Annotated in this window: 26 protein-coding genes and 1 pseudogene; 23 read left to right on the forward strand and 4 right to left on the reverse strand. The window is 32.2% G+C overall.

All coding sequences use genetic code 11. The annotated features are described in order from the left end of the window. Positions 1-35 precede the first annotated feature (35 nt). Positions 36-1,237 (reverse strand): annotated as a pseudogene (locus C1I91_RS11430) (IS701 family transposase). Positions 1,238-1,429: 192 nt separating this feature from the next. Between C1I91_RS11430 and C1I91_RS11435 the strand changes: the two are divergent. The 12 genes from C1I91_RS11435 to C1I91_RS11490 all read left to right on the forward strand — a co-directional run bounded on the left by C1I91_RS11435 (position 1,430) and on the right by C1I91_RS11490 (position 11,517). Continuing rightward, entirely contained in the window at positions 1,430-1,792 is a 363-nt protein-coding gene (locus C1I91_RS11435; protein WP_128212993.1) for a dATP/dGTP pyrophosphohydrolase domain-containing protein, read from the forward strand. Positions 1,793-1,877: 85 nt separating this feature from the next. Continuing rightward, on the forward strand, positions 1,878-2,264 hold the full coding sequence (locus tag C1I91_RS11440; protein ID WP_128212994.1) for a VOC family protein: 387 nt from the start codon (positions 1,878-1,880) through the stop codon (positions 2,262-2,264). 82 nt (positions 2,265-2,346) lie between these two features. After that, on the forward strand, positions 2,347-2,772 hold the full coding sequence (locus C1I91_RS11445; protein WP_128212995.1) for a VOC family protein: 426 nt from the start codon (positions 2,347-2,349) through the stop codon (positions 2,770-2,772). Positions 2,773-3,094: 322 nt separating this feature from the next. After that, entirely contained in the window at positions 3,095-3,691 is a 597-nt protein-coding gene (locus C1I91_RS11450; protein ID WP_128212996.1) for a GNAT family N-acetyltransferase, read from the forward strand. A gap of 113 nt (positions 3,692-3,804) precedes the next feature. Further along, complete coding sequence (locus C1I91_RS11455; RefSeq protein ID WP_128212997.1) at positions 3,805-4,614, forward strand: MerR family transcriptional regulator; 810 nt, start codon at positions 3,805-3,807, stop codon at positions 4,612-4,614. Positions 4,615-4,692: 78 nt separating this feature from the next. Next, the gene (locus tag C1I91_RS11460; RefSeq protein ID WP_128212998.1) at positions 4,693-5,745 is read left to right on the forward strand and encodes a BtrH N-terminal domain-containing protein; all 1,053 of its coding nucleotides are present in this window, start codon (positions 4,693-4,695) and stop codon (positions 5,743-5,745) included. 92 nt (positions 5,746-5,837) lie between these two features. Next, complete coding sequence (locus C1I91_RS11465; protein WP_128212999.1) at positions 5,838-6,479, forward strand: dienelactone hydrolase family protein; 642 nt, start codon at positions 5,838-5,840, stop codon at positions 6,477-6,479. 311 nt (positions 6,480-6,790) lie between these two features. Next, complete coding sequence (locus C1I91_RS11470) at positions 6,791-7,528, forward strand: HAD family hydrolase (protein ID WP_128213000.1); 738 nt, start codon at positions 6,791-6,793, stop codon at positions 7,526-7,528. A 555-nt stretch (positions 7,529-8,083) separates the two neighbouring features. After that, positions 8,084-9,061: a mannose/fructose/sorbose PTS transporter subunit IIA gene (locus tag C1I91_RS11475; RefSeq protein WP_128213001.1), complete on the forward strand. Its 978-nt coding sequence runs from the start codon at positions 8,084-8,086 to the stop codon at positions 9,059-9,061. 52 nt (positions 9,062-9,113) lie between these two features. Further along, positions 9,114-9,920, forward strand: coding sequence for a PTS mannose/fructose/sorbose transporter subunit IIC (locus C1I91_RS11480; protein WP_128213002.1), 807 nt, complete (start codon positions 9,114-9,116; stop codon positions 9,918-9,920). 19 nt (positions 9,921-9,939) lie between these two features. Next, on the forward strand, positions 9,940-10,851 hold the full coding sequence (locus tag C1I91_RS11485) for a PTS system mannose/fructose/sorbose family transporter subunit IID (protein ID WP_128213003.1): 912 nt from the start codon (positions 9,940-9,942) through the stop codon (positions 10,849-10,851). A gap of 291 nt (positions 10,852-11,142) precedes the next feature. Further along, positions 11,143-11,517, forward strand: coding sequence for a DUF956 family protein (locus C1I91_RS11490; protein ID WP_128213004.1), 375 nt, complete (start codon positions 11,143-11,145; stop codon positions 11,515-11,517). A 250-nt stretch (positions 11,518-11,767) separates the two neighbouring features. Here C1I91_RS11490 and C1I91_RS11495 read toward each other — a convergent pair whose 3' ends face one another. After that, the gene (locus C1I91_RS11495) at positions 11,768-12,319 is read right to left on the reverse strand and encodes a VanZ family protein (RefSeq protein WP_128213005.1); all 552 of its coding nucleotides are present in this window, start codon (positions 12,317-12,319) and stop codon (positions 11,768-11,770) included. Positions 12,320-12,884: 565 nt separating this feature from the next. Beyond that, positions 12,885-13,451 carry a DJ-1/PfpI family protein gene (locus tag C1I91_RS11500; RefSeq protein ID WP_128213006.1) on the reverse strand — a complete coding sequence of 189 codons (567 nt, stop codon included), beginning with the start codon at positions 13,449-13,451 and terminating at the stop codon, positions 12,885-12,887. A gap of 400 nt (positions 13,452-13,851) precedes the next feature. Between C1I91_RS11500 and C1I91_RS11505 the strand changes: the two genes are divergently transcribed. The 8 genes from C1I91_RS11505 (at position 13,852) to C1I91_RS11540 (ending at position 22,511) form a co-directional block, all read left to right on the forward strand. Next, a complete protein-coding gene (locus tag C1I91_RS11505) occupies positions 13,852-14,310 on the forward strand; it encodes a GNAT family N-acetyltransferase (protein WP_128213007.1) in 459 nt (152 codons plus the stop codon). 326 nt (positions 14,311-14,636) lie between these two features. Continuing rightward, positions 14,637-15,260, forward strand: coding sequence for a class I SAM-dependent methyltransferase (locus C1I91_RS11510; protein WP_238475978.1), 624 nt, complete (start codon positions 14,637-14,639; stop codon positions 15,258-15,260). Positions 15,261-15,558: 298 nt separating this feature from the next. Beyond that, positions 15,559-15,948, forward strand: coding sequence for a VOC family protein (locus tag C1I91_RS11515; RefSeq protein ID WP_128213008.1), 390 nt, complete (start codon positions 15,559-15,561; stop codon positions 15,946-15,948). A 154-nt stretch (positions 15,949-16,102) separates the two neighbouring features. After that, complete coding sequence (locus C1I91_RS11520; protein ID WP_128213009.1) at positions 16,103-17,662, forward strand: AAA family ATPase; 1,560 nt, start codon at positions 16,103-16,105, stop codon at positions 17,660-17,662. A 521-nt stretch (positions 17,663-18,183) separates the two neighbouring features. Continuing rightward, positions 18,184-19,278, forward strand: coding sequence for an alkaline phosphatase family protein (locus tag C1I91_RS11525; protein ID WP_128213010.1), 1,095 nt, complete (start codon positions 18,184-18,186; stop codon positions 19,276-19,278). A gap of 164 nt (positions 19,279-19,442) precedes the next feature. Further along, positions 19,443-20,723 (forward strand): sensor histidine kinase, encoded by a 1,281-nt coding sequence (locus C1I91_RS11530; RefSeq protein ID WP_128213011.1) that lies wholly within the window; start codon positions 19,443-19,445, stop codon positions 20,721-20,723. Beyond that, a complete protein-coding gene (locus C1I91_RS11535; protein WP_128213012.1) occupies positions 20,716-21,378 on the forward strand; it encodes a response regulator in 663 nt (220 codons plus the stop codon). The genes C1I91_RS11530 and C1I91_RS11535 overlap by 8 nt, the downstream gene beginning before the upstream one ends. A gap of 311 nt (positions 21,379-21,689) precedes the next feature. Further along, on the forward strand, positions 21,690-22,511 hold the full coding sequence (locus C1I91_RS11540) for a gluzincin family metallopeptidase (RefSeq protein WP_238475979.1): 822 nt from the start codon (positions 21,690-21,692) through the stop codon (positions 22,509-22,511). Between the two features lie 418 nt (positions 22,512-22,929). Here the strand turns inward: C1I91_RS11540 and C1I91_RS11545 are convergent, their stop codons facing one another. Further along, on the reverse strand, positions 22,930-23,442 hold the full coding sequence (locus C1I91_RS11545) for a MarR family winged helix-turn-helix transcriptional regulator (protein ID WP_238475980.1): 513 nt from the start codon (positions 23,440-23,442) through the stop codon (positions 22,930-22,932). 142 nt (positions 23,443-23,584) lie between these two features. On the opposite strand from C1I91_RS11545, the gene C1I91_RS11550 reads away from it, so the two are divergent. The 3 genes from C1I91_RS11550 to C1I91_RS11560 all read left to right on the forward strand — a co-directional run bounded on the left by C1I91_RS11550 (position 23,585) and on the right by C1I91_RS11560 (position 26,147). Next, entirely contained in the window at positions 23,585-24,157 is a 573-nt protein-coding gene (locus C1I91_RS11550) for a flavodoxin family protein (RefSeq protein ID WP_128213013.1), read from the forward strand. Positions 24,158-24,178: 21 nt separating this feature from the next. Then, on the forward strand, positions 24,179-25,381 hold the full coding sequence (locus C1I91_RS11555; protein ID WP_128213014.1) for an alpha/beta hydrolase family protein: 1,203 nt from the start codon (positions 24,179-24,181) through the stop codon (positions 25,379-25,381). Positions 25,382-25,511: 130 nt separating this feature from the next. After that, positions 25,512-26,147: a hypothetical protein gene (locus tag C1I91_RS11560; RefSeq protein WP_128213015.1), complete on the forward strand. Its 636-nt coding sequence runs from the start codon at positions 25,512-25,514 to the stop codon at positions 26,145-26,147. Positions 26,148-26,787 lie beyond the last annotated feature (640 nt).

Here is a 26,787-nt window from a genome sequence, read left to right on the forward strand (position 1 = left end):
TGAATAATTTTACAGTTAAATAACCAAAAGATTAACTAAGCTATTTTTAATGTTTTAAAAATTTCTTCTAGTGACTTTCCGGTAGCGGCAGCTTCGTAGATATATGTTATTTTAGATTTTATTAGAGCTTTCTTGGCTGATTTATATCCAGTATTAAAGTGATATGATTCATTAGAGTATAATTTGCAGTAAGTATAATTTATAGTCATTATTGCAAGATATCTATTGATACTCTTTTCACTTCTTACTTGATATCCGTCTAGTCCTAAGTAAGTTTTACAATCTCTAAAAATGGCTCAATCGCCCATCGGTCAGTATATTGAGTTAAAATATCTAAGGGAACTAAAGAGTTATCCAATGCTATAAATGTTTTTAGTGAACCGTCTTTATGGAAGGAATCTTTAGGATAGCTTAAAATAATGGTAACATTTTTTCTATCCTTCAAATCTCCAATATAGCTATAAATATAGTATTCTTGATCTTTAACTGTGACAAGGTCAAAGTCATCTATATCGAGTGTTGTTGCAAATTTATGAAGTTTTACTCCGAGCCTTTCATGTCCTTTAGGATAAATTACTCTATTAGTTTTTATAGCTCCTATGTAGCTGTAACCAGCTTTTTCGGAACTATTAAAAATAGCTTTACAACTATACCAACTATCACACAACACATAGCCTTTATTTTCAGGTTTAGGTAGTGATTCAACTAACTTTTGAGTTAGTTCTATTTTACTCATAAAATCCTTATCGTAAATGTCTATTGAATAAGGAAGTACCAAACCATCACAAGAAAGCAATGAAACTAAAATTTGATGACCGTACACTGTTTTACCTTTGAGATGAGAATTATGAAAAGAACATTTTTCAATAATATTTTTAGCCTTTGACGAGGGCTTAGTTTTTTCAGAAATAGTATCATCTATGATAAAGTATATTGGCTTGTTAGTTTCTTTAGATTTGCTCCAAATTAATTCTACAACTAATTTTTTTAAGGCTTTAATTAAAAAATCTTCATTCCATGAACTGCTTGCTAGAAATCTAGTAATACTGGTTCGATGCCTTTGCGAAGCAAGCTCCGCTATATCGGATATTTTCCCTTTATAGCCTTTTGATAGCATAGCATTTATAATGCTCTCTAGATGCTTTAGTTGTGGTTTTGTTAGGTATAAATCAAAATTTAGTTGTTTAAAGAATTTGTGTATTGATAACTCATCTGATATAATTGTGTTCTGAAACATTTATGCAAATCTCCTTGCTGTAGTTGTTGTGTGGGAACTCAATTATAACAAAGATTTAGCATAAATGTTTTTTTATTTTATTTAGTTGTAAAATTATTCAAGTGTTTTTGCACTATTATAGGTTATAATTGAAAGAAGTTGAAGATATAGGAATAAAACCAGTGAATGGCTACAATTTGAGGAGGTAATAAAATGAAGGATATAAGAATTTCAGATATGTTAAACATGCAAAAGGCTTTATATGAAGTACATAAGGATACCTGGCCACCATTAGAAGCTCAGTATGGAAGGAACTCTATTCTCTGGATGATGGAAGAAGTAGGTGAGTGCATCGCCATAATAAAGAAAAAAGGTGATTCTGCAATAATGGAGGACGAAAATGTAAGAAAAGCATTCTGTGAGGAAATGAGTGACGTATTGATGTATTTTAACGATACATTACTTAGATACGGAATTACAGCAGATGAAATTTCTTCATCTTACATAGACAAGCATGAAAAGAATATGGGGCGCAACTATGTTAAAGAATATGAACATAAATATGAAGATAGATAATATTGTAAGTTTTTTAGATAAAAACTATAAATAGTAAATTTATCGGGCATTTTTAACTGCGGATTATTATATTAGGAGGGAAAATATGAAAAACTATACTCAGGTCTATGTGAAAAGTAGTTTTGAAGCGGCAGAAATGTATTGCAAAGCTTTTGGCGCAGAAATTACATTTGAAGTGAAAAATGATGACAAAACTGCTTATGTACACTGTGAATTATCCGTAAATGGTGAAGGTTTTTTAGCATTGGGCGAAGCAGCAAACCCTTGTGACATAAACATAGTTCATAAAATGAAATGGGAAACTATGACTTTTAATGTTTTTGAGATGGGAAGCGAAGAATCGGTTTATAATGCCTTTAATATTTTGAGTAATGGCGGTGTTATTATTAATCCTATTCAGGAACTTCCATGGAGCAAGTGTTGTGCGACTGTTATAGACAAATTTGGAGTGTGTTGGTGGATTGCAATATGATAAACCCAATAGGCATAATACGAAGCTGACAAATTATTCCGATTTATAGAACAGATTATTTATATTAGGAGGTATTAAGGTTATGGATGATGAATTGAAAATCAAGATGTACTCACTTACGGTGGATTGCAAAGAACCCCATGAATTAGCAAAATTTTATGGAGCATTGCTGAAGTGGGAAGTAATGTCTATGGGTGAAGAATGGGCATGTGTTTACGCTCCAGGAACCAATCAGGGAACATATCCTTCTATATTGTTTCAACAGAATCATGAGTATGAACCACCTGTATGGCCTGACAAGCCTGAAGCTCAGCAGCAAATGGCACATTTAGACTTCGCTGTTAATGATTTAGAAAAAGCAGTTCAATATGCAATCCAGTGTGGAGCAACAATGGCATCTGAGCAATTTTCCGATGATTGGACAGTTATGCTTGACCCTTCTGGACACCCTTTTTGCTTATGCCAAATGAAAGCAGTTATGGAGAGTCCTCATTTTGCGTTGCTGTAGAAAATTACCAATTTAAATGCGGTTTACAATATTTCTGTAAATATGGGGAAGTTATATTGCTACTACAGCATAATTAACACAATTAAACAGCTAGTCAATTTTCGTTAATAAGCCGATAGTACAAGTGTTATAGGTATCCAACTTCAACTATTAATTTATATATGCCCGATAATCCCCAGAAGCCTGTATTATCGAACATGTATAAATTAAGTTTTCGTAAAGGATACCTATATGTGAGGATTAACAAATTCAAATATGTATTATTAACATATAGGTATTTAAAATAAAAATTATAAACGATAATTTAGCGAGGTGTTTGGTAATGGATATAGTAGTGAGAACCGAAGAAGTAAAGGATTATCGTAGAGTTGAAGAAATCACAAGAGAGGCATTTTCCTATCCTGGAAGAATAGAACGAGGTGGCATTGGTTCTCCCTATGAACACTGGATGGTCAATGAATTGCGTAAACGTGATGGCATTAAAGAATTAAGCTTGGTAGCTGAAGTAGATGGACAAGTAGTGGGCCATATTATTTGCAGCAATGCTGTTGTTGAAATACCTGACGGAAGAAAACTACAGGTACTTGATTTTGGCCCAATAAGTGTATTGCCACAATTACAGCGTCAGGGAGTGGGAAAAACCCTTATACAAGCAATGATCAATAATGCAAAAGAACTTGGATATGGTGCAATCATATTTTTTGGACGTCCAGAGTATTATCCCCAGTTTGGATTTGTTGAAGCAGCTGAATATGGCGTAACAGACTGCAATGGGGAGAATTATCAAGCCTTTATGGCAATGGAACTAAGTGAAGGCTACCTTGCTGAAGCACTGGGTGGTAAATACTATGAATCAGATATTTATGAAGACAGCAAAAACCGTGAAGCAGTTAAAGTGTTTGATCAAGCCTTTAGATAAATAATCATTTTTAGAGAAGTATATCTACAAGTAATTGGGCAGGTATACTTTTGAAACTAAGGGATGATTGCGGAATATTTCTAGTGAGTATATATAGAGAAGGAGAACTATAAATGCTAAAAATAGGTGAGTTTGCTGCGCTTACTGGAATTAGTATTAATATGTTAAGAAATTATAACAAAATAGGTCTGCTAATTCCAGAGCATGTTGACCAAGTTAATAGCTATAGATACTATAGTGAGAGCCAAATAATAATTGCTAATCGTATTCAAATACTCAAAGAATTAGGTTTCGTTTTGAAAGAGATTTCAATGATAAACAGTAGTTCTGATGACGACATACGTAAATTGATTAAAGATAAGATCTTAGAAAAACAGAAGGAAAAAGAACATATTGAAGAACAAATTAATCGTATGGATCAAATTATTAATCACATTGGTAGGTATAGTGAATTTACCTTTTCTGTGAAAATAACTACTGTTGCGTCGCGGAAAGTTATTAGTCTGCGAGACAATATAAGTAAATTTGAAGATGAAGGGTTACTGTGGAAAAGCTTTGAGCGCAAATGTATTGAAAATAATGTGAAAATCTTAAACAACGAATATTCCTATGCCATCACGCATAGTATTGATTTGGCAAAAAATATAATAGATACAGAAGTTTTGCGTATAGTTAGTGAAGGCACAACAGAAACCAAGGGGTTAAATTATTACGAGTTGCCTCCAATTGAAGTTGCTGTTGTGTCATTTAAGGGAATCTATAGCAGAATAAGTGATATCAGCAGCTATGTGCATAAATACATCAAAGATATTGGGTATGAACTAGGTTACGCACCAATACGTAAATATCTTGTGTCTCCCAATAACCAGTGTGATCCCAAGGATTATATAACAGAATATTACTATCCTCTGAAGAAGATTTGAAAAGACTATTGACCCTTGTATCGTACGAGGGTTTATTATATTTGTGTTGCAACAAGTATAATTTTTAGGAGATGTAATATGAGAAAAATAATTGATATAGAGCATCATATGGACGATTATGAATGCATGTGGAATGGTATAGAAGATATATATATGAATAAAACCGGAGAAAGCTTGCCCGATAATTTTTTCTTTACTCTAGCAAGTTTTGGTTCCTTTTGTTATTTAAAAACTAAAAAAGCTGAGCTTAAGAGGTTGGTGGCTTTAGGAGATGGGCGAACAAAAAAGATGTATGAGTTTTTGTCCCCAATAATAGGGTTTGAATATAAGCATTATGAATACAGTAATTTTGAAAAAGCTCTAATAAAAGCCAAAGCCGAAATTAATTCTGGATACCCTGTGGTTTTGGGCGCTATAGATATGTTTTATCTTCCGTATTTTGAAAAGTTGTACCGAAAGGAACATATTCCTTTTCATTACATACTTATGGTTGGGTATGATGATGAAGAGCAAAGTATTTACCTATATGATTGTGGTAGGTTAGAGCGTCTATCACTTCCTTATACTGAACTACGTAATGCTATGAATTGTAACTATCCTGGCTTAAGCAACCCCAATACACTTTGTACCATTAGAATGGTTGAAAAATTAGATAAAATCCAAATCGCTAAAGAGGCTATTGCAAGGAAAAAAGAGCTATTCCTAAATCCAACAGCAGGTTTTCTAGGATATAAAGGCTTTGAAAAGTTTATCAGTGAACTTCCAAGGTGGAAGGATGAGCTTAGTAAAGAAGAGTATGATAAAATATTACTTAACATGGTAGAGTTTTTTGGATCAGTTCCAACGATTCCAAATGCTATTAAAGGAATTGATGAGCCTGATTTCATTGAGTTTAAGGGTGGCTTTGATAAAATGAGTGTGATGCTTAGATATTTAGGAGATGAAACAAAAAATCATTACTGGATAAAGTCATCAGCTCTTTTTGAGGAAGGTGCAGCAGTTATTAAGCAAATTTCTGAGATTATAATCGAATATTTATGTGATAAAGAAGATAATACACAATTGCTACCTGAACTGTTCTCTAAAGTTTTAGAGAAAATGATAGAAGGGTACAATGCATTAGACCTTTGAGAGGTCTACTTCTAGTATAATTAATTATTATTACCAAGTTTAAAGCTAAAGGAAGCAGTAAAAAATTACTTAATAAATCTAAGGTGGGAAATATGGAAATTGTAAATAATTATGATTCTGTAATAATAGTACTACATGAGATATACGGAATTAATGAACATATTAAGACGGTTTGTAAGAAGATTTCTAGCAACGGATATGATGTTATCTGCCCAAATCTAATTAATCTTCCGCAAGCTTTTAAATACTCTTCTGAGAAAGAAGCATATCAACATTTTATGGATAATATCGGGTTTGATCTCGCAACAAGGCAAGTTAAAGAAGTGATTATGGAAGCTAAAAAAAAATATAAGAATATATTTTTGTTAGGTTATAGTGTAGGCGCAACAGTTGCATGGTTATGCAGTGAGGAAGAAAATATGTGTACAGGGATAATAGGATATTATGGTTCACGAATTAGGGATTATATGAATATCACTCCAAAATGTCCAACCCTTCTAATTTTCCCTTCTGAAGAGATATCCTTTAATGTAGAAGAATTAGTTAATTATTTGAATAAGGATAATATTAGTGCTTATATGTTAAATGGAAAGCATGGCTTTGGTAATCCTTTTTCTAAAAACTATTGCGAACAGTCATTTAAAGAAGCACAAAAATTGGTTGATAACTTTTTGCAGGGACAGGGGGACGGAGCTTTTGTCCCAGACTATAGTAAAAAGAGTACTTTAATCTAGGCTTGGAAAGCTCACCACAGATTAATGTTTATTTCATAAAATATAAAATAATTATGGCATCCATAGGTATTATAATTACTCTGTGTTTTTTTATTGTTAATGAATCAGTTTGGATTTGTTGAAGCAGCTGAATATGGCGTTGTAATGGGGGAATTTATCCGGCCTTTATGGCAATGGAACTAAGAGATGGCTACCTAGCTGATGCGCAGGGTGGTAAATACTATTAATCAGACATTTATGAAGACAGGAAAAACCGTGATGCAGTTATAGAGTTTGACCAAGCCTTTAGATAATTTTTGTGGAGGAGTTTTATGAAAAAAGTTAAAGCCATTATATTTGATTTATTTGACACATTGCTTCATGATATTAAGTTCGATTTTGATTCAGGGTTATCCTATCTACATGAAAATATTTTATCAGAGGGTACTGATAAAGCTGAATTTATAGAGTATGCAGCTACATATTGGAAAGATCTTTATGATAAACGAAATGAGGACAATTCAGAAATAGCATTTGAAGATGAAGTCTTAGATTTTAAAAACAAATATGGCTTTAAAGTGAATTATCCGCTAGAGGAAGTTTTGTTTAATTGTGCACTTGAAATGAATGCTACTGAACTTTTTAATGACACTGTTTCTACATTAGAGCAGCTTAAGTTATTAGATATTCCGGTATATCTACTAAGTAACTCCATATTTAAAAAGAATGTAATGAAAAAATTCATTAACCAGTTTGATTTAGAAAAATATTTTGTAAATATATATTTCAGTGCAGATTATAACATAAGAAAGCCTCATAAGGACTTTTTTAAAATTGTATTTGATGATATTAAAATGTATGATGCTAGCATCGAAATGGAAGAGGTTTATTTTATTGGAGATAACTTTGAAGCTGATGTGTTAGGAGCATATAATTTTGGATTTATGCCAGTTTTTATAAACCGTAAAAAGGATACAGTTATAAATAACAAAAATTTCATTGTGATTAAAGCTCTAGAGGAATTATTAGAAGTGATACAGGGGGATGGAGTAAATGTCCCGTCTATATAGCTTGAAAATGATATAAACAAATGTTGAATAATCTTGCAGATTCCTAGAACTATATAATTTAGGTGATATAATGATCACAAGCATTAAGTGTTTATTTAAAGAGAATTTCAACCTTCACCTCAATAGGATAAACGATTTTTAAATTTATTAGGAATTAATGGAAAATATGTATAAAATGTTACCATAGAGGGAGAAAGTTTAAAAAAAATTAAAAAATATGAAAAAAAACTATTGAAACATGTTTAAAATGATGTTATTATGGAAACGTAGTCAATAGCGGAACATCAAGCGATGGTTACCTGTTAGATTACAATAAAATTTAATATTCGTAATGTTACTGATTAGATCAGGCATGAGCGTAAATAATGAAATTATTTAATATTGGTTAGCTATTTCACATAGTTTAAACAGTTGGACAAGTCATTATATATAAATAAGAATTATTTTTATGTATAAACTTTGTGAATAAACTGCAACCTAGTATTATAGATTTTATTTTAGTGCTCATGCCTTTTTGATTTTGTAACAAATATATAACTAGGAGGTATATGTAAAATGGTAGGAATTATTCTTGCTAGTCACGGTGAATTTGCTAAGGGCATATTGCAATCTGGTTCAATGATTTTCGGAGAACAAGAAAACGTTAAAGCTATTACTTTAATGCCTAGCGAAGGACCTGATGATCTTAAAGCAAAAATGAAAGAAGCAATAGCATCCTTTGACAACCAAGATGAGGTTTTATTCTTAGTTGACCTTTGGGGCGGAACACCATTCAATCAAGCAAATGCTCTATTTGAAGAACACAAAGACAAATGGGCAATTGTAGCTGGTTTAAATCTACCAATGCTTATTGAAGCTTATGGTGCTCGTCTTTCAATGGAGTCTGCACATGAAATCGCAACTTTCATTTTAACATCAGCTAAAGAAGGAGTTAAGGTTAAGCCTGAAGCATTAGAACCAGCAGATGAAGCTAAAGCTTCTGGAGCTTCTAATCAACAATCAAATGCAGGTAAACCTGGAAAATTCGAATATGTTTTAGCTAGAATTGACTCCCGTTTACTTCATGGACAAGTGGCGACTGCGTGGACAAAAGCTATGAATCCTACAAGAATTATTGTAGTTTCAGATGCAGTAGCTAAAGATGACCTACGTAAGAACTTAATCACACAAGCGGCTCCTCCAGGGGTTAAAGCTCATGTTGTTCCAGTAGATCACATGATTAAACTTGCAAAAGATGATCAACACTTTGGTGGGCAACGCGCAATGCTTCTTTTCGAAAATCCACAGGATGTACTTAGAGCTGTAGAAGGCGGAATACCTTTGAAGACAATCAATGTTGGTTCAATGGCTCACTCTATAGGTAAAGTACAACCAAGTAAAGTGCTTGCTTTCAATCAAGCAGATATCGATACATTTAATAAGCTTAAAAAAGCTGGATTAAATTTTGATGTTCGTAAAGTACCAAATGATTCAAAGGGAAATATGGACGAAATACTTAAAAAAGCACAAGATGAATTAGCTAAATTAAAGTAATTTAATTATTTAAGGAATCTAATTTATTTACACAAAGGGAGGTTTAATAATCGTGACTTTAAATATAATTCAAATAGTATTAGTCATTATTGTAGCATTTCTAGCTGGTGTGGAAGGTATATTGGATGAATTCCAATTCCATCAACCAATAATTGCTTGTACATTAATCGGATTAGTAACTGGTAACTTATTACCATGTTTAATCTTAGGTGGTACTCTTCAAATGATCGCCTTAGGTTGGGCAAATATCGGTGCAGCGGTAGCACCTGATGCAGCGTTAGCATCTGTTGCATCTGCAATTATTTTAGTACTTGGTGGTCAAGGGCAAGCAGGAGTTTCTTCAGCAATCGCTATTGCTGTTCCTCTAGCTGTTGCAGGATTATTATTAACAATTATATGTCGTACTATAGCTACAGCGTTTGTACACTTTATGGATGCTGCTGCAAAAGAAGGAAATCTTAGAGCTATTGAAATGTGGCAAATAGCCGCTATATGTTTACAAGGTGTACGTATCGCAATCCCAGCTGCTTTAATATTAGCAATTGGTGCAGGCCCAATACGTTCATTACTTGACGCTATGCCTACTTGGTTAACAAGCGGTTTAGCTATCGGTGGTGGAATGGTTGTTGCTGTTGGTTATGCAATGGTAATCAACATGATGGCTACAAAAGAAGTATGGCCATTCTTTGCAATAGGTTTTGTATTAGCAACAATTTCACAAATTACACTTATTGGATTAGGTGCACTAGGTGTAGCTATAGCTCTTGTTTACTTAGCACTTAGCAAACAAGGTGGTATGGGTAAAGCTGGTGGTTCAAATACTGGTGATCCAATAGGCGATATCATCGATAGATACTAAGAAGGGGGAGAGTACGAAAATGTCAAAAGAATTAAAATTAACTAAAAGCGATAGAGTTTCTGTTTGGTTCCGTTCATTTTTCCTTCAAGGTTCTTGGAACTATGAAAGAATGCAAAATGGTGGTTGGGCATTTGCAATGATCCCAGCGATCAAGAGATTATATAAGACTAAAGAAGATAGAGCAGCTGCATTAGAACGTCACTTAGAGTTCTTTAACACTCACCCATATGTAGCTTCACCAGTTATAGGTGTAACTCTAGCTTTAGAAGAAGAACGTGCAAATGGTGCGCCAATAGATGACGTAACTATTCAAGGTGTTAAAATAGGTATGATGGGACCTTTAGCAGGTATTGGAGATCCAGTTTTCTGGTTCACAGTTAGACCAATATTAGGAGCATTAGCTGCTTCACTTGCTATGAGTGGTAACATACTTGGACCAATAATATTCTTCTTTGCATGGAATATTATCCGTATGGCATTTATGTGGTATACACAAGAGTTTGGATTCAAAGCTGGATCACGTATCAGTGAAGATTTATCAGGTAGCTTATTACAAGATATTACAAAGGGAGCATCTATCCTTGGTATGTTCATACTAGGATCATTAGTTAACAGATGGGTATCTGTTAAGTTTGCACCAGTAGTATCATCTGTTAAGTTAAGTGATGGTGCTTTCATAGATTGGAGCAAACTTCCTGCTGGAGCAGAAGGAATTAAGCAAGCTCTATTACAACAAGGATCAGGTATGTCATTAACTGATACTAAAGTTACAACATTACAAAATAACTTAGATTCATTAATCCCAGGTCTTGCTGGATTAGTAATTACACTTATTTGTATGTGGTTACTTAAGAAGAAAGTATCTCCAATCATAATAATCCTTGGATTATTCGCAATTGGTATAGTTTTCCACTTAATCGGTTTAATGTAATATTTATTTCTTAGCCTAGGCTTTTTAGCCTGGGCTTTTATTAAAATATAAGGCTTATTTAAAGTACTTAAACTATAAGTCTTGCTAACAATAGACTTTGTAAGGCTTTCTATAGGAGTATAAATTATACTTTGAGCCTTGAATCTTATAAAAAAATAGAACTTATACATTAACTAAATAAACTGGCAAAATATCTGTGATTTTTAACGAACTTTTGAATACTTGATAGAAAAATATAAACAATATATAATAACAGTAAATGTGCGTATAAGTAGAAAAGAGGTAGATCTAATGGTTCAATCCCTAAATACAAAGGTGGATTTGGTAATTGATGGAACATCCTTTACGGGCTTTTCAGATTATGGTAAGATCATGATCGGAGACAAAGGTTTTGAGTTTTACAATTCTCGTGATACTCACAAATTTATTCAAATTCCGTGGGAAGAAGTTGACTACGTAATTGCTTCAATTATGTTCAAAGGAAAGTGGATTCCAAGATATGCAATCCGTACGAAGAAAAATGGTACATATACCTTTGCTTCTAAAGATGCAAAAAAAGTACTTCGTGCCATTAGAAATTATGTTGACCCAAGTCATATGGTTTCTTCACTAAGCTTTTTTGATGTTATAAAGAGAGCAGTTAAAGCAACTTTTAAAAAGGCTTAATCAACTGGGACAGGGGGACGGAGCTTATGTCCCAGCTAGAGATTAACGGAGGCAGAGATACGGCATTTTTGTCCTAATAAATTTTCTCTATAAAAAGCAGGCTAAACCTAGCAATATACTAGGCTTAGCCTGCTTTTTATATTTATAATTTCTAAAGATAGAGAAATCATAATTAGATTGTCTCAATATGAAAATTATAATAGACTTTAGTAAATTAATCATTACTCTAAACACAGTAGATCTTACAAAACTAATTATTATGAATAGAAGATTTTTGAGGTTTAAACTGAGACTTTAATTTTAATGATAAAACATATAATGCATAACCCAATAATGAACCTAAGGTATTCATAAGAATATCATCAATTTGTGCATATCTGCCTGAGAATATCTGAAGAAACTCAATGCTTCCAGAGAAGAGTACTGCAATTATAAGATTAAATAACCACTTGCTCTGCATCTTTTTAAATACTATTGGCGTAAAGAAACCAAAAGGAGCGAAGAGCAGTAGATTTAAAACCATGGCTGCTGACAATCCGTCCTCAAATGGCTTAATACTGTAATGAATATGACCATTTAATACTTCTGTAACTCTAAAATCCATTCCAATGATTCCAGTAATCCTAAGTATTGCATAGACATTAAGTATCCATGCAAACTCGCAAAACATAGTAATAGGTTTAAACTCAAGCTTTCTTTTTATAATCCATTTCAAACAAGTTATAAACATAAAAATAATAAAAGCTATAGGTACACTTTTTATAAAAAAACTAAATCCCTCTTTAACGTAGTTTAATAACATATTTGAACCTCTCTTTTTCTGTAAAAATAGGGGACAAGGGACGGATCTCTAGTCTAAAATCCAAGTTAACTGGGACAGGGGGACGGAGCTTTTGTCCCAAATCCAAATTAACGGAGATAGGAGAACTAAATTTTAGGAAACAGAATACTTAATTTAAGTAGAAAGAATCACTACAGGTAAATCTTATTTCTATATGTGGCCACTGCACTATGTGTCACACTGACTTATACAATGTGATAGACAAATATACTTTAGGTAACTTAAGTAAGGTGATTATATTTGGCAAAAGGCCATTAATAAAGTTAATAACAAATAAATTCTTTTAGCTCTAGTTTGATAGAAGTAATTTGCCTTACACTAAAATAATCATATAATTGCAATATTATTGCAAAGCATGGTCTATAAATAATAAAAAGAAGCCTCCCGACTGAGAGACCTTTTTTGAAATCTTTTTTAATAAAATCTATAAAAGCTCATTACTAATTCTTATTAAGTCAATTGTACTTCGCAATTAATAAGCATTTGGATTTTAGCATATGGGGTTAATAACAAAAGCTGAAGTTTATTATTCTTTATAAGATTTAGATAACATACTTTTCTCTGAATCATCCTCAAAGGCTTCAAAATAATCTAATATTTCCACTCCAAAATCTATAAAGGATCTGCCTTTAGCAGTAATGATATTTTCATGTCTTACTACTGCTTGTTCTAAATAGTTTTGACGAGGGAACTGGTCCTGGAGTCCATTTTCTTTATAATAGTCTTCTACTAAAGTTGTTGTATATAAATGATTGTCTAATACACCTGCTTTAGCTAGAAACTCTGGAGCAGCACATATTGCACAAATCAGTTTTTTCTCTTTATCTAGCTTTTGTATTAGCTCAATTAATTCAGGAGTACATGTCCTCTCAAAGCCGCCAGGTATAATTAATCCATCTATGTCATCAAGAGATATGGCTTCTTTAACTGTGATTTCAGGAATGTATTGAAGATTTGAAGAAGCTCTAACTGACGATTTTTCATAACCGATGCTAATTAATTTCTTATCTGGAATCCACCCTAACATGTGACAGGCCAAAGTAATCTCGAAGTCTGCCATACTTTCATAAACAAAACATAGTATTTTACTCATTTTAATCTCCTCTTTAGGTGATTAGAATTACAGTATAGTACTTTATTCACAGGGTTAAAGCGAAACAAATAAATCTATAAAGCAATCACCTCATAATTTGTTTTTATGTTATTCATTACCATAATACCGCCTCCTTTTGTAATATTTAACCTTGTTGACATTATATCACAAAAGGATACGGATATTCAGTTTTAATTTTATCGTCCCTCATAAAATCATAGTAACATTGAAAATATATTTCCACTGAAGTTATGCAATAAAAGAATATTAAGAATAAAAGTAGTTAATATACTAGATAAATGTTTAATTGTAATGTTATGGTAGATAAGTTATAATTATAAAAAAATTTATATTGATTAAAGTGATAACTGAAGATTATAAATATAAGGCGGTGCAAAACATGAATATAAGAAAATTGCGTAAAGAGGATATCGACCTCCTCATAAAGATTCGAATGGAATACCTGTTTGCAGAAAAAGGTGTGTATTCTTCGGAAGAGGTACAAGATATTAGAACGAAGTTAAAGGAATATTTTACTCAACATCTTAACACTGGATTTATTGCTGTCATTGCTGAGGATGGAAATGAAGTATTGGCAGTTGCATTTATGTCAATTGTGGAAAGACCTCCGATAATAGCATTCTCATCATACCTTGTCGGTACGGTATATAATGTTTTTACATACCCTCAACATAGAGGAAAAGGAATTGCGACGAAAGTTATGACTGAACTTTTAGCAGAAGCTAAGCTATTAGGTGTTGCCGCAGTTGATTTAATGGCCACTGAAAAAGGAAAGCCATTATATAAAAATCTTGGATTTCAGGTATCAAATTATACATCAATGAATAAGTTACTCTAACTACAGCAAAATAGCATATTCAGCAGTTATATTAATCCAGAAGAATAGCAAATAATGAACTTTTTTATTTTTCTTAATGCCTTAGAAGAGCAGAGCTTCTAAATTAATATACCAATAAATAACCTATATATTTTGTAGAATAACTATTATAAATGGTGCTTTGATAAATGATATTAATGAAAGTTAAATAATGAGAAACCTATAAGTGTTTAGTTATGGTTTTATCTAATATAAGCTATAACTGCTTAAAATTAAGGATTACTGAAAAAGTGTGAAGAAATAATTAGAGATAAAGTTTTATTGGTTAGTCTGGGGGGAGTAATAAGGTGGAAAATCTAAACAAGGGTGCAAGATATGATAAAATGGTTCAAGAAAAATCTGGGGATGAACTTGGTTTGTTTGATAAGTATGAGGAGACGTTCATAAAGATAAGAGATAAAATAACAGGATATGATATAAAAAATGTAATTGATTTTGGATGTGGTACAGGTAATTTATGCGGTCTTTTAAGTGAAAAAATTAATGTTTTAGGAATAGATAAAAGCGTTGAAATGATTCAAGAAGGCAAAAGAAAATACCCGAAAATGAATTTTATTGAATGCAGTATTTTGGATGTATCAAGTATAAAAGAGAAAGCAGATATTGTTGTATCGTCTTATGTTTTACATGGATTAAATGAAGAGGAGAAACGGAAAGCACTCTCTAATATGCTATTACTTAATGACCAAAAAAGAGTTATATTAATAGATTTTATGTTTGAAAATATGAAATCAAAAGAAGAATATAAAGAAAACTTATTAAGAAACAACAGGCCAGACTTGTGGAAGTTTATAGAAAGTAAGAATTTTTTTATAGTTGAAGAGTTAAGAAAATATGTAGAAGAAAATAATTTGAAAATTACTTTGGAACATGTTGTAAACTTCACCTGGATTGCGGAAATTTATAAATGAGAAATTAATATTTTACACAATACTTTCAGAAATACAGATACGCAAAAAAAGCTCACTAAAGAAAGCAGCTTCAGCGACTTTTTTACTGTCTAGGAAGGTATAAATATTATTATCTAATCTAGCAATATCAAGGGTTTAGAACAGCTATTTAGGTTAAACCTTAAAAAATAAAATTATGTCGCCTGCCAGAATTTCTTCACATACATTTAGAAAAGGCAGACGCGCAAAAAAGCTCACTGAAGAAGGTCGCTTCAGCGATTTTTTATAAGAAATACTTTAATTTTGGGAGGAATTTGTTATGAAAATAGGATTGCAGGCTTATATCCAAGGAACTGTTGAAGCTGTAGAGTTTTATCAAAAGGCCTTTGGAGGTACTTTAGGGTATAACGTTAGAAATGATGATGGTACCTTTATGCATGCAGAAATAAATTTAGATGGACAACTCTTGATTGCCTTGAGTGAAGCATCTACTAGCGTTGGCCTTGAGAATATAAAAAGATATTCTCCTACTGACTACCCAACAATGAATTTTTCTGTTTCTTTAGGAAGTGAAGACGCGGTAAAAAAAGCCTATGAGGTCTTGATAGAAGGGGGAAATATATTGCTTCCAATAGGACCATTGCCTTGGAATACTTGCTGTGCAAATGTAATTGATAAGTTCGGCATATTTTGGTACGTAAGTGTTTAGATATAAGGATAATAAGGATATAGTAAAGCGTATCTGCAAAGAAACCAAATTAAAATGAATGTTTAAAATAATGAGATTAAGCCAATGATATTAAAAGTATCTTTGGCTTATGTTATAATGTAATGAGAAATAAACTACAGAAGGAGATGATAATATGACCATGTATTTAAACACAGATAGGCCACTAAAAAATTATAAAGAGCTAATAAATGAAAAGTATTTTGTAGATAAATCACTAATAATAAAATTATTGAATGAAAAAATATCTACTAAGAGTAAGTATGTATGCATTACAAGACCAAGAAGATTCGGAAAATCTAGTGTTGTAGATATGCTTGGTGCGTATTATTCTAAAGCTGTAGATTCAAAGAACTATTTTAATGAGCTTAAAATAAGTAAAGTAAATAGCTATAAAGAGCATTTAAATAAATACAATGTGATAAACATAAGTTTTAATACGATACCAGATAAAAATGAAACTTATGATGAATATATTGGTATAATTCAGAACGGAATAATAGATGATATAAAAACTATGTATCCAGATTTGGAAATAAAGGATTTTTATAATATTAGCCATATGTTAAGTCAAACAAATGATCGATTTATATTTATTTTTGATGAATGGGACTATATTTTCACTAATAACTTATTTGAAGAAAATCAAAATGATTTCTTAGAATTTCTAAGAAACCTTCTAAAAGATCAACCATATGTGGCACTTTGTTATATGACAGGAGTTTTACCGATTAAAAAGTATTCCAGTGGTTCTGCTCTTAATATGTTTGATGAATATACATTTTTGAGAGATAGGATTTTTGGAGAATTTTTTGGTTTTACTGAAGATGAAGTGAAGAACTTATGTTTAATTAATAGTGAGTTGAGCTTTGAAGAACTTGAAAGCTGGTACAATGGATATTTAACGGCATTGGGAATTAAAGTATATAATCCTAGATCAGTTGTTAAAGCACTACAAAATAATCATTGTGAAAGTTATTGGACCAATACAGGTGCTATGGATGAAGTAGCAGAATACTTGAAATATAACACTTTAGATATAAGAGATGATGTTATAGAAATGGTATCAGGACAAGAAATTGATATTATAATTGATGAAGAGTTTAGAGCGGGACAAGGGGCACCAAGAAATAAGGAAGAAATATATTCAGCTATGATTGTTTTAGGTTTCTTATCCTATTATGATGGATATCTAAAGATTCCTAATAAAGAATTAATGAAAGAGTTTGAGAAGGCTCTAAAAGATGAAGCTTTTGGATATGTGTCGAAGATAATAGAAAATTCTAAGAGAATGTTGAAAGCAACAGTGAAGGGCGATACAAAAGTTATAGAAGAAATTCTTCATGATATTCATAACTCAGAAATTCCAGTTTTGCAGTATAATGATGAAAATAGCTTATCCTGCGTTCTTACACTTGCATATCTTTCAGCTAGAGATACTTATAGAGTAGAACGGGAGGAAAAGAGTGGAAAAGGCTATGCAGATTTCACTTTTCATCCAAGAAGAAAGAATGATGTTTCTTTTATTGTTGAACTTAAAAAAGATGAGTTACCAGAAGTAGCAATAAAACAAATTATAGAAAAAGAATATGTAGAAAAATTCAAGAAAGAAAATGAAGGTAAAAAAGTATTAGCTGTAGCCATATGTTATGATTCAAAGAGCAAGGAACATGAATGCAAAATTAAAGAAATTTAGTGGTAATGAGATATGAGTAGTTCGGTAAGATAGGCTTTATATGCCTATCTTATTTTTTTACCGTCTAAGCCAGTTATACAAAAAAGACACTAGCTAAAATTAGTAATATCAAGGCTTTAGAACAGCTAGTTAGGTTGAACAGTAAGAAACCAATCTTTATTCGCCTGCCAGCTTCCTCACATGAATTGGAAAATTAGTACATTTTATTATAAAGTGTTTTATTATCCAATATTTATGCATTCTGAAATCGGAGTTTACAGGTTATTACTCATATTAAAGGTTAAATAATGAGAAAAGTACAAGCTCATAATTGTAATGTTATGGCAAATAAGTTATAATTATTGAAAAATTAAGTTGTATTATAGGGAACCAACTTCAACTATTAATTTATACATGTCACAAAATCCCCAGAAGCCGGGATTTTATAACAAGTATAAATTAAGTTTTCGTATAGGTTTCCTATAAATAAACTAGCTAACTTAATATTATTTCTAGTAAGCTGTTAAAAATAGGGGGAAAATATGTTTGTTAATTATAATAATAGTATCGTGAATCTTGCCTGCTCTATCTTGAAATATTTTGGTGCTGACAGTGAACATAGTACACTAAAAGAAGTGGATGAGCTTTTGAAAGCTCAATATAAAAATGTAGTTGTCTTACTATTGGATGGATTAGGCATTGATATATTAAAGCATAATTTATCGGAAAATAGTTTTTTTAGAAAGAATTTGCTTAAGGAATATTCATCTGTATTTCCTCCAACAACTACATCAGCAACCACCTCTATGGAAAGTGGCCTAACCCCTCTGGAACATGGATGGTTAGGATGGAGTTTGTATTTTAGTGAGATAAATAAAATAGTAAATGCATTTATTAATACAGAAAAAGATACAGAGCTTCAGGCAGAGGAATATCATGTTGCCAGTAAAATAATACCCTATAAAAGCATCTACGAAAAAATAAGAGCTGCTGGTAGTGCTGAGGCATATAGCGTGTCAAAGTTCGGAAGCAATAAAATAGAAACCTTTGATGAATTGACCAATGAAGTAGAGAGATTATGTGCTACCTCAGAGAAGAAATACATATATGGATACTGGGAATACCCTGATAGCTTAATGCATATGGTTGGTAGCTATAACAGCCAGGTTACTGACAATATAAAAGAGCTAGAAGAAAGAGTAGCAACTATGTGCAATAGATTGTCTGATACATTGGTAATAGTTACTGCAGATCATGGACATTGTAATGTGAAATACTATATTTTGAGTGATTATCCTAAGTTATTTAATATGTTAAAACGTCCAACTTCTGTGGAGACAAGAGCTATAGCTTTCTATATAAAAGATGAATATCTAGATGATTTTAGAGCTGAGTTCCACAATAATTTTGGAGATGATTTTTTACTGTATTCAAAAGAAGAGGTTATCAAAAAAAATATATTTGGCACTGGCAAAATGCATCCGAAGTTTGAAGAATTTATAGGAGATTATTTAGCAGTAGCAATTAGTGATAAAGGCATTGTATATTCTCAAGAATCAAAGCAATTTATCTCCAATCATGCCGGAATGACCGAACAGGAAATGAACATACCGCTTATAGCAATAAGTAGAAAATGATTAGCTTGGATGGCTTAATTGCATATATAGCACAAAGAAGAGAAAGCATTTTTCCTGCCAGGCTTTCATTATATTGATATGGAAAGACAGATGGTAAAAAATTCACTGAAGAAGATGAGTTTAGCAGACTTTTTTCAATTAATATTAGATACAAGAGGTATAGAATGAATCAGGTGGACATATTATTATGGAAAAATGAAATAGAAACTAATAAAACCGTATCAAAGGCAATGAGAATTGTTTTATATTTCTCCTTTATAGCTGGGCTTTTTAATTTAATTCATATATTTGATGTTGCTCAGAGTGTGATGATAAAAATGAATGTATTACTTATAATTCCTCTTTTGCTGCCTACTATTTTAGTGGACATGTTGAAGTTGAATAAACCATGGATAAAGTATTCAATACTTACTTGTGCTGTGATTTCTACAGGAATATGTTATACATTATTAACCTTTCAGACAATTTTAATGTTTGTTGTTCCAACGATACTTGCCTCTATGTATTTTAGAAAAGCACAGCTTATAGTGGTGATTGTTGAATCAGTATTTAATATAGTTTTAGCCCATTTATTTAGCTTTTATTTTCTAATGCAACCCTGGATAGAGCCCTTTAACGGCTTAGGAAATATAATGTTATATGGAGCGGTGCCAAGAGTACTTCAATACCTATGCTGCGGAAGTTTATTTTACATATTGTGCAATCGTACTTCTGGGCTTATGGTACAGTATCATAAGGCTATAAAGGATAAAGAGATTTTTGAGCTTGAAAAATCTATAGCCTTACAGAAGATAAAATATGAGGAACGAGAGCAGTTAAGTAGAGATATTCATAATAGCGTAGGACATACAATAATGGCGGCAATTATGAGCTTGGATGCAGCAGAAGCAGTGTATAATGCGGATTCTAATAAAGCAATGGAAAAAATAAAATTTGCTAATATACGAATGCGGGAAAGTCTTGAAGCTATACGAAAAGCAGTACGCGGCATAAGCACAAAGGCGGGTGGACAAACCATAGAGGACCTTATGAGATTAATAACTCTAAATATCAATAAATTAAAAGAGGATTTTGATATTAAGATAAGGATTAAAACTCATTATAGTGATCAGCAATTGAAAACTCAAGATATTTGTATTGAGAGGATTGACTTTTTAGTAGGGGCATTGCAGGAATTAGTAACTAACAGTGTAAAACATGGAAAGGCAACAGCAATTATTGTAGTTATAGAAATAGATATAAACAATATAAATATAATAATTCAGGATAATGGAACTGGAATTGAAAATATAAGAGATTGTCAAGAATTATTAGACAATGGCTTTGGAATAAGAAAAATCGGCAACTACTTAATTTCCATAGGCGGAGCTTTAAAGCTAAAGAATCAAGAAGGCTTGCTGGTAGAAATGAAAGTTCCAATAAGAGCAGGTGGAGAAAATGAATAGAATAAGAATATTGATAGTAGATGATGAAAAGCTTCTTTTAGAAAGTCTAGAATTAATATTATCCATGAATGAAGCCTTCGAAATAGTAGGTTTGGCAAAGGAAGGGAAAGAAGCCTTAGAAATATTAGAGAAAAAACAAGCAGATATTGCCTTAGTAGATTTAAATATGAAGGGAATGGCAGGGCAGGATTTAATACTAAAAATAAAGTCAGTCTATTCCTCAATGAAAATACTTGTTTTAACCACTTTTTATGATGAAGAGAACATTGTAAATGCAGTACGGAATGGAGCAGATGGCTACTTGCTAAAGGATGCAGGAACAAAAGTTATCGTTCAAGGAATCTTTAATGTTATGAATGGTCAAAGCATACTTGACAGTAAAGTAATGACTGCCTTAGCAGATATAATGTCAAAGCGATCAACTGAAAATAAATACAAAGAAAAATATGCGGAGGCAGAGATATTAAAAAATCTAACAGAAAGAGAAATTGAAATCTGTCAGCTGCTTTCTGATGGATATACCAACTCTCAAATAGCAGAATTCTTATATATTTCTGAAGGAACGGTAAAAAATTATATAAGTACTATCTATGATAAAACAGGAATAAAGGACAGAACCCTGTTAGCCTTAAAGCTTGCAAAAATTTTCTCTTAATAAAGAGTTCCTATATCCAAACTTAATTTATATTTGTTCAAAAATCTTAGGCTCTGATAATTTTCTCGCATTTAAAAAATTAATAGTTTAGTTAGGAATTCTATAACGCTGTACCACTTCAATCAAAAATCCATTTGAAAAATTCCTCCGGCTTATGAGAAGCGAAATTGAAAATATAGATTTTAATGTGAAGTGTTACATACGCAAATAAACATGACCACAGTCATATATAACTAATGACTGTGGTTACTTCTTTATGGAAAGTATTTCAGGTATTCTATAGGAAATAGGGAAGAAGTGAGGAATAGTACATGAAAAGAAATAGAACTATTAAGGTACTTGGAATTATTTTTGTCGTAGCTGCATTACTTGTTTTTATTAACTTTATTCCGACACTTAGACTAAAGACATCAAATATGCAGGTTATAGAAGGGCAATGGGTCAATGTTTATTATGAAAAGGAAGAAGCTGCTGCGAAGGATGTTGCTCAGTTGGCCGATACAAGGGCTGGTGAATTAGCTAAGAAATTAGGCTTTAGTAAAAAGCAAAATATAAGCATTTATATTTATGACCATCAGGCAACAATGCAAAGAAAAAAGTATGGGCTAATAGGATCAATGTTAGGGCTAGATTGGTATATTGGAGACAACCTAGGAACAAATGTTATATTAACATCACCTGCCAACCCCGGGAAGGCGCATAACTATGATGATAATAAGCAAGCGGTTTTACATGAAATGGTTCACGCCTATGTAAGTATAATAAATCCACGGATAAGACTGTGGTTAACCGAAGGAATGGCTTTATATCTATCCAATGGTCAACCTCTTGACAAAGTAGATATCGATAATATCCATATTCCAACCTACTCAGAAACTAAAACTAGTAATCCAATTAAATTTGCCAATATGGGAGGTTATACCTTTGCAAATAGCTATATAGAATATATTGATAAACACTATGGATGGGACAAAGTGATGCTGATAATTAAAACGGAAGATTATGAAAAGGTGTTTGGCAAATCAGAAGAAGATATATACAACGAATGGCTAAAGTATATTAAAAGGGACAGGGGGACGAGGGACAGGGGGACGGAGCTTTTGTCCCTAATTACAGTTAGCGGAGTACTTTAAAAAGGCAGAAAAGAACTAGCATAGGCGAAATATTATTTATGAAAATATATGTTTTAATATGAAGCAATACATTAGGTACGGTGAAGCGACTCTACAATATACTTTTCCAATATAGAGTTTATAAGGTAGCTCATAATCTCTGTTACCAAAGGGCCGACAAAGATTAGCATAGCAAATTGCTTTTAGTGGCAGAAATTAAAAAGAATAACAAAGCAAGGCACTCTACGTTCAATTTACGTAAAGTGCCTTATGTATTTTGTTAATAAAATTCCACCGCTACAGTTAGTTATGTAGACTTATTACCATGAAGATTGTATGAAATCAAAATAGACGAATTTCTCTAATGTCAGCCACTTTTGTGAAAACTTTATTTTCGTATTCTACCATAGATTATCTAAATCACACTATCTTTTCGCAATTATTCTAACATATCAGCAGAAGGCTTTGGAATTTTAATTCTTTCTTCAAAGCCATCCATTGGAACACCATCATAACTATATAGCTTCTTTAAAAGCTGCCAGAGGGTTCCCAATTCTTCTTTGCTGAAACCTTTAAATATATCAGCCATAAAATTCTTCTTAGCATCCATTGCATTTTTTGAAAGAGAATTGATGCCTGCTTCTGTCAACACTACATTAACAGCTCTTTTATCTTTTTCTGATGACACTATTGAAATATATTTTTTCTTCTCAAGACTTTTGATAATCCTCGTTGCATTCTGCTTAGTTGTGCCCAACTTACCTGCTATATTTATGATGGTAGTATCGCCTTTTGGTAAATGAAGTATGGCTAATAGTGTTAGCAGCTGCTTGCTTGTTAGATCACCGCAATAACTGTCACCTGCAGTCTGAAGTTTGTTTGAGACTGCCATGAGACTGGCGTAGGTCTGATCCATTATATACAATAGTTCACTAAAGTCTTTGTTATCCAATTTTAATCCTCCCAACTGTTATAGTTAATAAAAATATTATATCACATATAGACAATGGGTTGACAAAATATTTTTAGAGGCATATATTTATATTAGACAATGCATTGACTAATATAAAAAAGAGTATTAAGGAGAATAAAAAATGAAAGTTATAACCATTATGGGGAGTCCGAAGAAAAATGGAAGAACTGCTTTTACACTATCACTATTCGAAGACAGTATGAGAAAGGCTGGACATGAAATTGAGAGAGTTAATGCAGTAGATATAAAAATTAACAACTGCAAAGAATGTTACACCTGCATGGGTAAAAGCTCAGAACATGGATGTCCTCAAAAAGATGACTGGGACATGGTATTTAAGAAGATTATGGCTGCAGATGCTGTAATATATTCATCACCGCTTTTCTGTTTTGATATAACCGCTCAACTTAAGCCAATTATTGACAGACACTTCAGTCTGATGAATAAGGATCTATTAAAAGGCAAACTTTCAGCACTGCTAGTTACTTGCGGAGGTAAAGAAACTAACAATGCAGACTGTGTGCAAACCATATTTAGACGTGCTTTTGATATAAATGAAGGAGATAAGTTCAAAACCACCGTTGTTGGTACCTACGTTGCAGAATCAAGCATAGAACCTGATTTTGAAAAAAGATCAGAAGTAGTTGCGGAAAAGATGTTCAACGACTTTAACTGTACTATTCAGAGTAAATAATTTTTGGGAGGTTAATACATTATGAGTATATTGTTTAAAGATGACCAATTTGATTTTCAGGTACTAAGATTACTTGGAGAAACAGCCTATTGTGCAGCTGATATAGGAGAAGTTGTCTCCACAAGCAATAGGATAACAGAAGGTGATTATGACAGTTGGTGTGATGAATGGACTAAAACCGCAGAAAGATTGCATGGTATAGGTGACAAAGCCTTCGCAGAAGGGCATTTAATAAGTGCCAGAAAAGCCTATCTCCGTGCTTCTAACTATTATCGTACTGCAGAATTCTTCCTTCATGAAAATCCAAACTCAGAAAAAATTGCAAAGCTATTTAATGCAAGCGAAGAATGCTTTTCAAAGGTTATGGAACTTAATAACCCCGTAATTAAGTCTGTTTTGGTACCCTATGAAGGTACAACTCTGCCTGCCCATTATTATAAGTTAAATGATACAAAGGAGCCAAAGCCAGTTCTAATACTCTTAACAGGATTTGACGGTACAAAGGAAGAATTCTATGGACTGGCTATGACAGCCCTTGAACATGGAATGAACTGTCTTGCCATAGAAGGTCCTGGACAAGGTGAAGTTGTTAAAAAGCAGCATTTATATTTTAGAGCTGACTATGAAGCTGTTGTTAGCCCTGCTGTAGATTACCTGCTTACAAATGAATTTATCGACCCAGAAAAGATAGTTCTGTGGGGTGAAAGCTTTGGAGGATACTTGGCACCAAGAGCAGCAGCTTTTGAACACCGTCTTGCTGCATGTATAGCAAACAGCGGGATCTATGATTTCCTTGGAGGCGGAATAAAGGGGCTTGGATTAACAAGAGAGCAGATACTCACCATTGCTGAAAAAGAGCCTGATGCGCTTAATAAGAAGCTATACGATTTTATGAAAAAAAATTCTGAATTCCGATGGAAAATATCTCAAGGCATGTATGTATTCGGATGTAGTACTCCAGCGGAATTTGTTAAAGCTACAGGAAAATATATAATGAAAGGCATTGCAGAAAATATAAAGTGCCCCACACTTGTGGTTGATACCGACGAGGATGGACTTATTGATTCACAAGCTAAGCCACTTTATGAGGCTCTCACTTGCAGAAAGGATTATATGCTCTTTACTGGCGAAGAGGGTGCAGGTGCACACTGTCAATGCGGTGCAAAACTTATTGGCAACGAGAGAATCTTCAGCTGGATAGAAGATGTTCTTTCAGGAAAATAATTACCACTAGCCTTTGGCATTATATAGAGCCATATTATAAGTAATAGTTCATTTACAAAATATGTTATAATAAAATTGGAAACAAATTTTTGTTAAGGACAAATAGTGATTTATAGAGGTGCTCTATTCTATGAAAAGAGAACAGCAAAAGTTAATAAAAGATTTAAATAAAATAATACAAAGGGATTTAAAAGAATTATGCAAGAAATATAATTTTAAATTTGCCTATGGTTATCTATATAGATTTGAAGGTGACTTTGTTTATACTGCTATTGTTGATATAAGGCCAATGTATTATGAAGATTTATATGTTTCATTATTTATAAAGCCATGGATACTTAATGATACTTATTGGAAGGTTCAGAATATGAATATGGAGAAAATGCAGACTCAACCGAAAACATTTCATTTTAGAGGTGCATTTAATATTAATGATATTAAGTACGAATCATATAGAATACCATATGACAATAATAATTTTAGCCTTTCTTTAGAAAACGCTTTGCGAGATATTGAGAAAAGAATAAGTGATCATCAAGTCATATTAAACAGTGTAAATGTGTTATTGGAAGAACCTACTGACTATAAAGTATCTAATTTGAGCAAAGCAATTATTTGTATTTACAATGAAGATTATGAAAAAGCACTAACATATTTAAATGAAAGTACTGAAAAGGAAGATAAAGATGTATACCTTCATGTTGATAGTAAAGGAAAAACTTTGAATGAATATGCTTTTAAGTTTTGCAAGGAAAGGCTGAGATAATTTTTACTATAGACTCCAATTTATATTATTGAGATTAAAATCTTTAAATAGAAAAAATTATACAGGTTTATTTTTTATAAAAACTCTATATAGGATAAACAAGAAAAGCTTAGTGTTGATAACACTAAGCAATTCGTAAAACATTTATATTATTTTAGAGCTATTGGATGAACTGAAATTAATATTTTATTCTAGAGTGAAGCACTATTCTTTGTTGGATGGGTGCTTTTTCTCGTTGCCATTAAGTTCTATATAAAAACTAAGAAACTTAATCTTGATGATTAACTTAGAACAGAAATATTATAAGTTAAAGCTAATCCAGCAACAAAAATAGTAAGAAAGTTTTTTTATAATTAATTCTAGCATATCCATTACGGAATTCTTTAATTCTACCCTGGAATTATACAATATTTATGTAGAATTTATACACAAGAATAAGATGCAAAGACCTCATTTATAATAGTCACGGTGAACAATATAATAAAAAGAACATAAAGCTAATTATAGATAGTAATGTATCTAAGTAAGATCTCTACTTTAAGTTTTACGTCCCCTAATACAAATCTTTGGTTACTTGATGATATCATCAATAGGTATTAAAATAAAATAATAAAGCTGTACTAGTTAAATCTAAAAACTA

It is taken from the genome of Clostridium manihotivorum (assembly GCF_004015185.1).
Lineage (GTDB): Bacteria > Bacillota > Clostridia > Clostridiales > Clostridiaceae > Clostridium_AR > Clostridium_AR manihotivorum.

Bases quoted from the DNA above. Each gene is read 5' to 3' on its own strand.
- C1I91_RS11520 (WP_128213009.1), top strand. From the start codon at position 16,103: ATGACCATGTATTTAAACACAGATAGGCCACTAAAAAATTATAAAGAG.
- C1I91_RS11505 (WP_128213007.1), top strand. From the start codon at position 13,852: ATGAATATAAGAAAATTGCGTAAAGAGGATATCGACCTCCTCATAAAG.
- C1I91_RS11435 (WP_128212993.1), top strand. From the start codon at position 1,430: ATGAAGGATATAAGAATTTCAGATATGTTAAACATGCAAAAGGCTTTA.
- C1I91_RS11550 (WP_128213013.1), top strand. From the start codon at position 23,585: ATGAAAGTTATAACCATTATGGGGAGTCCGAAGAAAAATGGAAGAACT.
- C1I91_RS11455 (WP_128212997.1), top strand. From the start codon at position 3,805: ATGCTAAAAATAGGTGAGTTTGCTGCGCTTACTGGAATTAGTATTAAT.
- C1I91_RS11530 (WP_128213011.1), top strand. From the start codon at position 19,443: ATGAATCAGGTGGACATATTATTATGGAAAAATGAAATAGAAACTAAT.
- C1I91_RS11525 (WP_128213010.1), top strand. From the start codon at position 18,184: ATGTTTGTTAATTATAATAATAGTATCGTGAATCTTGCCTGCTCTATC.
- C1I91_RS11515 (WP_128213008.1), top strand. From the start codon at position 15,559: ATGAAAATAGGATTGCAGGCTTATATCCAAGGAACTGTTGAAGCTGTA.
- C1I91_RS11540 (WP_238475979.1), top strand. From the start codon at position 21,690: ATGAAAAGAAATAGAACTATTAAGGTACTTGGAATTATTTTTGTCGTA.
- C1I91_RS11495 (WP_128213005.1), bottom strand. From the start codon at position 12,319: ATGTTATTAAACTACGTTAAAGAGGGATTTAGTTTTTTTATAAAAAGT.
- C1I91_RS11450 (WP_128212996.1), top strand. From the start codon at position 3,095: ATGGATATAGTAGTGAGAACCGAAGAAGTAAAGGATTATCGTAGAGTT.
- C1I91_RS11555 (WP_128213014.1), top strand. From the start codon at position 24,179: ATGAGTATATTGTTTAAAGATGACCAATTTGATTTTCAGGTACTAAGA.
- C1I91_RS11470 (WP_128213000.1), top strand. From the start codon at position 6,791: ATGAAAAAAGTTAAAGCCATTATATTTGATTTATTTGACACATTGCTT.
- C1I91_RS11485 (WP_128213003.1), top strand. From the start codon at position 9,940: ATGTCAAAAGAATTAAAATTAACTAAAAGCGATAGAGTTTCTGTTTGG.
- C1I91_RS11535 (WP_128213012.1), top strand. From the start codon at position 20,716: ATGAATAGAATAAGAATATTGATAGTAGATGATGAAAAGCTTCTTTTA.
- C1I91_RS11500 (WP_128213006.1), bottom strand. From the start codon at position 13,451: ATGAGTAAAATACTATGTTTTGTTTATGAAAGTATGGCAGACTTCGAG.
- C1I91_RS11490 (WP_128213004.1), top strand. From the start codon at position 11,143: ATGGTTCAATCCCTAAATACAAAGGTGGATTTGGTAATTGATGGAACA.
- C1I91_RS11445 (WP_128212995.1), top strand. From the start codon at position 2,347: ATGGATGATGAATTGAAAATCAAGATGTACTCACTTACGGTGGATTGC.
- C1I91_RS11460 (WP_128212998.1), top strand. From the start codon at position 4,693: ATGAGAAAAATAATTGATATAGAGCATCATATGGACGATTATGAATGC.
- C1I91_RS11440 (WP_128212994.1), top strand. From the start codon at position 1,878: ATGAAAAACTATACTCAGGTCTATGTGAAAAGTAGTTTTGAAGCGGCA.
- C1I91_RS11560 (WP_128213015.1), top strand. From the start codon at position 25,512: ATGAAAAGAGAACAGCAAAAGTTAATAAAAGATTTAAATAAAATAATA.
- C1I91_RS11465 (WP_128212999.1), top strand. From the start codon at position 5,838: ATGGAAATTGTAAATAATTATGATTCTGTAATAATAGTACTACATGAG.
- C1I91_RS11475 (WP_128213001.1), top strand. From the start codon at position 8,084: ATGGTAGGAATTATTCTTGCTAGTCACGGTGAATTTGCTAAGGGCATA.